The 6,000-nt window shown below is 62.4% G+C and carries 10 protein-coding genes; 7 read left to right on the forward strand and 3 right to left on the reverse strand.

The window, feature by feature from the left end; all coding sequences use genetic code 11:
• The first annotated feature begins 72 nt into the window (after window positions 1–72).
• Window positions 73–339 (forward strand): type II toxin-antitoxin system ParD family antitoxin, encoded by a 267-nt coding sequence (locus BMZ42_RS14555; RefSeq protein WP_091523833.1) that lies wholly within the window; start codon window positions 73–75, stop codon window positions 337–339.
• Window positions 336–632 (forward strand): type II toxin-antitoxin system RelE/ParE family toxin, encoded by a 297-nt coding sequence (locus BMZ42_RS14560; protein ID WP_091523836.1) that lies wholly within the window; start codon window positions 336–338, stop codon window positions 630–632. The genes BMZ42_RS14555 and BMZ42_RS14560 overlap by 4 nt, the downstream gene beginning before the upstream one ends.
• 170 nt (window positions 633–802) lie before the next feature.
• On the opposite strand, the gene BMZ42_RS14565 is transcribed toward BMZ42_RS14560, so the two are convergent.
• Complete coding sequence (locus tag BMZ42_RS14565) at window positions 803–1,732, reverse strand: recombinase family protein (protein WP_091523838.1); 930 nt, start codon at window positions 1,730–1,732, stop codon at window positions 803–805.
• 148 nt (window positions 1,733–1,880) lie between these two features.
• Here BMZ42_RS14565 and BMZ42_RS14570 point away from each other — a divergent pair, with 148 nt between their 5' ends.
• Window positions 1,881–2,219: a type II toxin-antitoxin system RelE/ParE family toxin gene (locus BMZ42_RS14570; RefSeq protein WP_091523841.1), complete on the forward strand. Its 339-nt coding sequence runs from the start codon at window positions 1,881–1,883 to the stop codon at window positions 2,217–2,219.
• A complete protein-coding gene (locus tag BMZ42_RS14575) occupies window positions 2,216–2,557 on the forward strand; it encodes a helix-turn-helix domain-containing protein (RefSeq protein WP_091523843.1) in 342 nt (113 codons plus the stop codon). Before BMZ42_RS14570 ends, BMZ42_RS14575 begins: the two co-directional genes overlap by 4 nt.
• A 30-nt stretch (window positions 2,558–2,587) precedes the next feature.
• Here the strand turns inward: BMZ42_RS14575 and BMZ42_RS14580 are convergent, their stop codons facing one another.
• Complete coding sequence (locus tag BMZ42_RS14580; RefSeq protein WP_091523845.1) at window positions 2,588–3,850, reverse strand: site-specific integrase; 1,263 nt, start codon at window positions 3,848–3,850, stop codon at window positions 2,588–2,590.
• A gap of 124 nt (window positions 3,851–3,974) precedes the next feature.
• Here BMZ42_RS14580 and BMZ42_RS14585 point away from each other — a divergent pair, with 124 nt between their 5' ends.
• The 3 genes from BMZ42_RS14585 to BMZ42_RS18510 are packed head-to-tail and all read left to right on the forward strand — an operon-like array spanning window position 3,975 to window position 5,720.
• Window positions 3,975–4,997, forward strand: coding sequence for a DUF1403 family protein (locus BMZ42_RS14585; protein ID WP_091523848.1), 1,023 nt, complete (start codon window positions 3,975–3,977; stop codon window positions 4,995–4,997).
• 2 nt (window positions 4,998–4,999) lie between these two features.
• Window positions 5,000–5,449: a hypothetical protein gene (locus tag BMZ42_RS18065; RefSeq protein ID WP_175556736.1), complete on the forward strand. Its 450-nt coding sequence runs from the start codon at window positions 5,000–5,002 to the stop codon at window positions 5,447–5,449.
• Window positions 5,385–5,720 carry a molybdopterin dinucleotide binding domain-containing protein gene (locus BMZ42_RS18510; protein WP_175556741.1) on the forward strand — a complete coding sequence of 112 codons (336 nt, stop codon included), beginning with the start codon at window positions 5,385–5,387 and terminating at the stop codon, window positions 5,718–5,720. The genes BMZ42_RS18065 and BMZ42_RS18510 overlap by 65 nt, the downstream gene beginning before the upstream one ends.
• Here the strand turns inward: BMZ42_RS18510 and BMZ42_RS14595 are convergent.
• Window positions 5,684–6,000: integrase core domain-containing protein (locus BMZ42_RS14595; protein ID WP_139207944.1), on the reverse strand; the 317-nt coding region annotated here is incomplete at its 5' end. The genes BMZ42_RS18510 and BMZ42_RS14595 overlap by 37 nt on opposite strands.

Raw genomic sequence — 6,000 nt, forward strand, 5'->3', positions numbered from 1 at the left:
CCGCGCAATCAGGACTTGATAACAGTTATTAAATGCCTCATTTTTAGAAGAAATCAGGAGCGAGGTGACGTCATGATCAGTGCCGACCTGGGCAAACAACTGGAAAGCTACGTCAAGCAGCTTGTCGATACGGGCCGCTATGGCTCAAAGAGCGAAGTTCTGCGCGAAGGCGTCCGGCTGATTCAGGATAGAGAGACACGTCTTGCTGCGCTGGACGCTTCGATCATGCGTGGTGTTGCCGATGCTGAAGCTGGCCGAACCGCGCCGGCCGGGAAGGTCTTCGATCGACTTGAGGCCAAGTACAAGGCTATGGCTCAAGAGGCAGAACGCTCCGCATGATCGTGGAACTCACGGATGAGGCGGAAGGCGATCTGGAAAGGATCGCCGACTACATTGCACGGGACAATCCCCGGCGGGCTCTAACCTTCATTCAGGAGCTTCGGACCAGCTGCCTGGAGCTGGCAGACACGCCGGAGGGCTTCGCGTTGGTGCCTCGCTATGAACGTCACGGCATTCGCCGCAGGGTTCATGGCAGTTATCTGATTTTCTATCGCGTCCAGGGAGAGCGGATCATTGTGATCCACATCCTTCATGGCGCGACCGACTACGCGGAGGTTCTTTTCGCAAGCTAGTTCGGCCGTAGCCGCCCGAGGGGACGCTTATCTTTCGCCGGCGTCCTTGTGGGATTTCTCCTTGCGGATGACGATGCGGTCATTAGCGTCGATGCCGGGGGTAATGACCAAGTTTAAGCTGTCGCCGTCTTCGTGACCGTAGAGCATTCTGACCTTGGTCTTGCCATAGATTACACGGTCTTGCTTGGCAAAAGTCCGGATCGTTTGGCGCGATCGAGCAGGTTTTTGACCGAGGAAGGCGACCATTTTGTCCCGCCGCGCGGTGTGCGCTCATGCAGTTGCTCGAGCTGGCTGGCGATTTCACGCAATGTCAGGCCAGGATTGGATGAATGGATGCCGGCAACCAGGGTCATCAGGCGATCTTCTGGCAGGCGAGGTGGCGATCTACGAAGCAGGGCTGCATCAGCCATGCCCTCGGCAACCATCCATTTGACCGCGCGTCGAAGACGTTCCGGTGTCCAGTCGAAGTCGCGTTGCTTCAGAACACGGGCGATATCGTCCCAGGTGTGATCGGGCCGCATGCGCTTCACGGTTGGAAGCCACTGGTTTGCTGTTGCCTGGATGCGTGTTCCGTAGGCCGCCTTCTGCGCGGCCGTCATTTTAGCCAGCGCTTCCGGCCGGCGCTCGCGTATTCCCGGATTGCCTGGCAACCGCCCTTTGGCTTTGGCAGCCTTTATCCCGGCCTTGGTGCGTTCGGAAATGAGAGAGCGCTCCAGCTGCGCCACGGCACCGAGCACCTGCAGCGAAAACATGCCTTGCGGCGTCGAGGTGTCAATGGGATCACGCAGCGACCGGAAATGCACGCCTTTTTCAGTCAGCCCCTCAATGACCTCGAGAAGATGGCTGACGGAGCGCGCCAAGCGGTCGATCCGGACGACGGCGAGGGTATCACCGTTGCTGATGTCGCGAAGGAGCTTAGACAGAACTGGGCGCGCGCGTGAAGCACCGGATCCGTGTTCCTGGACGATAGTCTCGCAGCCGGCCGCACGCAGCTCCATTTCCTGCGCTTCGGTGGTCTGCTCGTCCGTAGACACGCGGGCGTAGCCGATAAGCCGGCCCTGTGGTTGACGGGAAGCACGATTTTGCATGTCAGCGGCCATTTGCAGCGCCTGAGAGAGTAGGGGAGGGCAATTTTCCAAATACACAAGATACGGATAAAGGATCGGTTGAAGGCACCGTAACGCGGAAGCCAACATTGACTTTTGACCTCACTTTCTCATATATGCCCCATTGGGTTATAGGAAGCATATGCAGACCGTTGCCGAGACACCTTTGTTCATCAAGCAGGCGGCTGATCTGTTCAGTGAGGATGAGCGGAAGGAACTGATCGATTTTCTCGCGGCCAATCCGCAGGTGGGTGACGAGATCCCGGGCACCGGCGGCGTTCGTAAGATGCGGTTCGGAGCCAAAGGCAAGGGCAAACGTGGCGGAGCCAGAGTCATCTACTACTGGTACAGCGATGATGCGCCAATCTATGCGCTGCTGGCCTATGGCAAGAATGAAAAGGTCGACCTGAAACCTGATGAGGCAAAAGCGGTTGCTGCGTTCGCCAAAGCGATAAAGGCAGCGCATAGGAGCAGAACATGAGCGAGATGACAAAATTCGGCGCCGATCTGATCCAGGCCATGTCGGAAGCTTTGGCGCATGCGCAGGGCAAGGATGTTCCCGGCATCAAGATTCATACCATCGATGTCGGTGCAGTCGACGCAAAGGCGATCCGCAAGAAGCTCGATCTGACCCAGGATGAGATGGCGACTGTGCTGGGAACCAGCCCTTCCGGTTATAAGAAATGGGAGCAGGGTACGCGGCAGCCGAGCGGCGCTGCGCGAACCTTGCTTCGTGTCATGGATCGGGAACCGGAGGCTGTCTTACGTGCGCTCTCATCTCAGGATGCGGCAACTGAGAATAAGGAAGCTGCGCACTGAAAAGGGCAGGGGAGGGGGCTTTGCCGCTCCCTAAAGCCCAGACGCCTTGGTGAGATTGACGCGGAACCGATCGCGGCGGCGCTGATATTTTCGGGTCATTTCGGCCGAGGCGTGGCCGAGCTGCTTCTGGACATAGCGTTCGTCGACCTCGGCTGAGGAGGCAAGCCCGGCGCGCAGCGAATGGCCGGCAAACAGCTTTGCCCGCTCTGCTTCGCTGAGGTCACCGCGCACCCCTGCCGCGAGCGCGGTCCGCTTGACGAGCCGCGCGACCTCCTGGTCGTTGAGCCGGTTGGCGCCGACCTTTTTGCTCTGGCCGGTAACGCGGCGAAACAGCGGGCCGTGCGCGATGCGCGCGAAACTCAGCCAGGTTTCGAGTGCGACGACCGGGCAGGTGGCATCGGCCGAGCCACGTCCGATCTCAACCTCACGCCAGCCGGTTTTTCCTCGGAGTGTGACGAGCAGGCCCTTGTCGGGAAAAAATTCGACCCAGCCGGAAGAATCCTCGGTCTGGTCGCGACCGCAATCGAGGCCGACGACTTCCGAACGGCGCAGGCCACCGGCAAAGCCGATGAGAAGCATTGCCCTGTCCCGGATGCCGCGCAGGGTTCCCCTGTCGAGTGTCTCCAGCATGGCGCGCAGATCCTCGGGCAGCACCGCTTCCTTCTGCCGGGGCGGGGCGGCGTGTTTGTTGCGGATGCCGGCCAGGACGGTGGCGATATGCCGGTCCTTGCGGTCGAGGGGCTGGCCGCGCTGGGCATAATTCCAGGCGAGCGCGGACAGCCGGCGTTCGATCGTCGACACGGACTTTTTCTCCACGGCCCCCGTGCTCTCCACGGTCCCCGTGCCTGCGGCGCTGCCGGAGGCGAGCGCGGTGATGTACAGCCCCACAGTCTGCGGATCGGGCGGCATCAGCGCAAAACCCTGGCGGCGGCACCAGCTGGCAAACTGTTTCCAGTCGGAGGCGTAGGCCCGGCGGGTGTTGCTGGAACTCGCCGCCTCGACATAGTCGCGCGCGCGATCAGCCAGCGCGTCGAGATGCGCCGGCAGGCGCGGGGCCGTGACGGCCGGAGGGGAGGGGGCTTCCGCGGACGGCTCGTCCGGCGCGTGGCCCATTTTCAGGACGATGTCGATGATGTCGGGCAGCGCGCTGTCCAGACAGTCGTCGGCGCTCGACCCGTCGGGCTCGGCCGAGGACGCCTGCGTGCCTGATCCGACATCCAATGCCGTGTCCTGTGATTGAGCGGAACGGTGCCGAGCCCGGTTTTCGGGAGTTTGATCGACGCGAGAGGCCATTTTGCGAGACTATTGCAAAACGACCGATAATGCAACATTATCATTCATTTGGTTTTGTCGACAGGCGCGGCGGTTTTGTGCATATCGGTTGATAAAAGCGCCGCCATGATTCATCGTGCTTTCGATGATTCTGCGTCCCAAACCCTCTCCGTGTCACAACACCACGCTTGCCGGTGCCGCTTCGGCCGCGCCGATGGCAACGGTGCCGGCCTGGCTGCGCCGCGCCATCCCAGATGCCCAAAGCCTTGCGGGAAAAGACGTCGAGGACGTGGCGCTTGCCGCGGGCGCCACCATCGGCGCGCTCGATGCGGTTGTGCGCCGGCAGGAAAAATGGGCCGGCGCCTGGCGGCAGCGGCTGGCGCTTGCCGGGGCCGCAGCGACGGCACGACAGGCGGGCCGCATCGAGGATGAAGCGGCATTGCGCGACGCCGTTCTACTGACGCGGCCGGGCGATTTTTCGTCCGTCGGCCCCGCCGGATCGATGCTGCTCGCCTGGCGCCGGCTGGCCGGCACGCCTGCCGAGAAATTGCTAACCGAGGCGGGCATCGGCGCGGTGCTGGATGATCTCGGTCTCCGCCGCGACGACGACGCAGTCAGCGACCTGGCGGACGATCTTCGACAGCTTTCCTCGGGTATCGGAATGGTCGGCATGCTGACCGGCGCGTTCGCGGCCGCCGAAAGATATGGCTTCGCACGAGCCTTCAGATGCTGGCTCGCCGACGCCCTGCTGGCGCAACGGCTGGGTTGGGTCCATGCCGTGCCGCTGCTGGGCGCCGAGGCAGCCCTGGGCACAAGCGCCCGCCCGCGTCGATCGGCAGCCAGCTCCGTGGCGACAGGCATCGAGACAGATCCGGAGCGTGCCAAAAGTCTGCTGGCCGCGCAGGCGCGCGCTGCGCTGCGCGCGATCGATCTTTCTGCCGAACTCGAGCGCCGAGCGGATCGGCTCCTTGCCGTCGCGCCAAAGCTCAGGGCCAAAGCGGCGGGCCTGGTCGTCGAACGACTCCTGTCCGATGACGCGATCGTCGCCTCGGAAAGGATCGCAGGCATGAGCGACCGCGGCCTGCGCCGGCTGTTCGACCGGCTGGTTGAGTTCGGCGCCGTGCGCGAGCTGTCCGGCCGACCAACGTTCCGCATGTACGGCCTGTAGCAATGGTTGCGGGGCGCGCGAGACGGGGTAAAGGTCGATCGGATGACGATCTGTTTGACCGGGATCCGTTCATCCTGGCGATGCATCGCGCGATAGACCCCGTAGGGCAGACGCGCGATGACTATGAGATATTCTCCGCACTGGCCGAGCGCCTCGGCTATCGCGATGCCTTCACCGAAGGCCGCAGCTCGGATGAGTGGGTGCGTCTCCAATGGGAGAACAGCCGCGCATCGCTGGCCAGACGCGGTATCGAAGCGCCGGATTTCGAAACCTTCTGGGAACAGGGCTATTTCCGCATGCCCGAGCCCGAGGCGATGCAGGCCCGTTTCGAAGGATTTCCGCAAGGACCCTCAAGCCAACCCGCTCGAGACGGAGACCGGCCGTATCATGATCTCGCTTGCGAGCGTGAGAGCGGAGGGGCTTCCCCCGCACGCGGCCTGGCTTGGCGCTGACGAATATCTGGGCGGCGATCTGTCCGGGCGCTATCCTCTTCATCTTCTGACGCCTCAGCCCGTGGGCCGGCTTCATTCGCAGGCGGGCCTGTCGAGCGCGAGCAGGACACAGCGCCGCGATGGCTATGAGGTGCTTCGCATCCATCCAGAAGATGCGCGGGCAAGGCGGATTTGCGACGGCGACATTGTGGAGATTGAACCGCGCCGGGTTTGCCGGAGGCCGTTTGGTTTAAGTTATGCGGCCATGTCTGGGGCGTCCAGCATGGCGTAGTAGCGTTGTTCGGCCTCCGCTGGCGGAATGTTTCCGATGGTCTCCAGAAGCCGCCTGTTGTTGAACCAGTCCACCCATTCCAGGGTGGCGAATTCCACGGCTTCGAAGCCGCGCCATGGTCCTCTTCGATGGATGACCTCGGCCTTGTAGAGACCGTTGATCGTTTCGGCGAGCGCGTTGTCGTAACTGTCGCCCACGCTTCCTACGGAAGGCTCGATGCCTGCTTCCGCCAGCCGTTCGGAATAGCGAATGGACACGTATTGCACGCCGCGGTCGGAGT

The sequence above is a fragment of the Aquamicrobium aerolatum DSM 21857 genome, assembly GCF_900113935.1.
In the GTDB taxonomy this organism is placed as follows: Bacteria; Pseudomonadota; Alphaproteobacteria; order Rhizobiales; family Rhizobiaceae; genus Aerobium; species Aerobium aerolatum.

Coding starts and splice junctions, on each gene's coding strand:
- BMZ42_RS14555 (WP_091523833.1), top strand. CDS start 73: ATGATCAGTGCCGACCTGGGCAAACAACTGGAAAGCTACGTCAAGCAG.
- BMZ42_RS14560 (WP_091523836.1), top strand. CDS start 336: ATGATCGTGGAACTCACGGATGAGGCGGAAGGCGATCTGGAAAGGATC.
- BMZ42_RS14565 (WP_091523838.1), bottom strand. CDS start 1,732: ATGGCCGCTGACATGCAAAATCGTGCTTCCCGTCAACCACAGGGCCGG.
- BMZ42_RS14570 (WP_091523841.1), top strand. CDS start 1,881: ATGCAGACCGTTGCCGAGACACCTTTGTTCATCAAGCAGGCGGCTGAT.
- BMZ42_RS14575 (WP_091523843.1), top strand. CDS start 2,216: ATGAGCGAGATGACAAAATTCGGCGCCGATCTGATCCAGGCCATGTCG.
- BMZ42_RS14580 (WP_091523845.1), bottom strand. CDS start 3,850: ATGGCCTCTCGCGTCGATCAAACTCCCGAAAACCGGGCTCGGCACCGT.
- BMZ42_RS14585 (WP_091523848.1), top strand. CDS start 3,975: ATGATTCTGCGTCCCAAACCCTCTCCGTGTCACAACACCACGCTTGCC.
- BMZ42_RS18065 (WP_175556736.1), top strand. CDS start 5,000: ATGGTTGCGGGGCGCGCGAGACGGGGTAAAGGTCGATCGGATGACGAT.
- BMZ42_RS18510 (WP_175556741.1), top strand. CDS start 5,385: ATGATCTCGCTTGCGAGCGTGAGAGCGGAGGGGCTTCCCCCGCACGCG.